The sequence below is a fragment of the Moorena sp. SIO3H5 genome, from assembly GCF_010692395.1.
GTDB lineage: Bacteria > Cyanobacteriota > Cyanobacteriia > Cyanobacteriales > Coleofasciculaceae > Moorena.
The window spans coordinates 1-1,551 of record NZ_JAAHHS010000745.1 but is presented as its reverse complement, the minus strand read 5'-3'; the positions used below and the strand labels follow the sequence as shown (position 1 = coordinate 1,551).

Sequence of the window (1,551 nt, the reverse complement as noted above, 5' to 3'; positions counted from 1 at the left end):
GATTTCACTGAAGGTGGTTCTGAGGGTTTCATGGCGAGCGATGATTTGGTTAAGACTTTTTTGTAGGGCTACATAGTCTAGTTTTCCTACTAGATTTAGGGTTAATGGCATATTGTAGGCGTTGCTATTCAAGGCCATTTTTTCAATAAACCATAGCCTTTGTTGGGCATAAGATAAGGGGATTACCTGTTCCCTAGAAATTGGTTGAATAGAACTAGCTACAGATTTCTGAGTTATTTGTACTTCTCGAAGAAACTCTAAAATTTCTGTCTTGCGCTCCACTAGATTCCGTTTTAGCTCTGCTGTCATTACTCCCTTGGGAGCATAACATTCCAGTTGCTCTTGCTCTATCCAAAGTTTAACACCCAGATTTTGCAGGTAAGAAATAAAATTAACTGTTTTCATAACACAAATCTCTCATATTCTTCTGTTTCTGAAATTAACGTAGTCTTATCTTGGGGTAGCTGACGCAGCACTTCAATATTTTTAGCTATGCCAGCAATAGTTGGTGACTCAAATAAACGCTGTAAAGTCAGTTCATTCCCAAAAGTTTGTCGCACCCGAGACACAACTTGAGTTGCCATCAAAGAATGGCCACCCAAATCAAAGAAGTTATCGTGTATTCCCACCTGTTCTATACCCAACACTTCTGCCCAAATCTCTACTAATGCCTTCTGTGTCTGTGTCTGTGGAGCTACATACTCCGTTGACACACTACTGGCCACATCCGGTATAGGCAAAGCTTTACGGTCTACCTTGCCATTGGGAGTCAGAGGCAATTTGGACAACACCATCAACCCCGATGGCACCATATACTCTGGCAACCTTGACTCCAGATACTCTCTCAACTCCGGTATCAGTTCCTTTCTCAATTGGGAACTCAACGGATTATTCCCATAATTATTCCAGTTACCTGCTACCACCGATTTTTGAGTTAGGGGTGTTAACACTATCCCTTCTTTAGCTAACTCACTGCGCACAAATACCCCATCCATCAATTCGGGACCTCCCTGAGCAGACCAACACAACTCTAGAGAATACCCATTATCCGAACTCAGTTGATGTAGCCTCTCTGGGTCGATGCCATTGACTAGCTTCTCCTCTAAAAACTGCCTCAACTGCTGTACATTCTGTTTTGATTCTGGCTGTGATAGCAACTCTACTAAATCTACATCCTTGGCTACTCTCTGATTCACTAAACCACTAAAGCAAATGGATTCTGGTTGCTTTTGTTGCAAATATGCTTTGATATCCTCATAACTCATATCTGCTCCACTTTCTACAGTCGGTGTGATTACTGATGTTGGCTGTGCGTCTATATGCAACAGTACGCTATAACGATATTTGTTCAGTTCGTTTAGCTCCCTTCCCCTCTGTAAACGCATTTGTACATGAGTTATTTCTGGATGTTTTTCCTTGAGAGCTATAAACAAATCTGGTGACACTAACAACTCCTTCTCCTGCTGTATTTGTCTATCTATCTTCGCCTGGAGTTGTTCTACTGACAGTGATGGAGTTGCTTGATACAGTTCCACCGAACTATTAAATGCT

Annotated in this window: 2 protein-coding genes; both read right to left on the bottom strand. The window is 41.7% G+C overall.

Annotated elements, in window-relative coordinates:
- Nucleotides 1–405, bottom strand: a 405-nt coding sequence (locus tag F6K52_RS36185; protein ID WP_293090031.1) for a condensation domain-containing protein, incomplete at its 3' end; no start/stop codon positions are given.
- Nucleotides 402–1,551: phosphopantetheine-binding protein (locus F6K52_RS36180; protein WP_293090029.1), on the bottom strand; the 1,150-nt coding region annotated here is incomplete at its 5' end. The genes F6K52_RS36185 and F6K52_RS36180, both read right to left, overlap by 4 nt.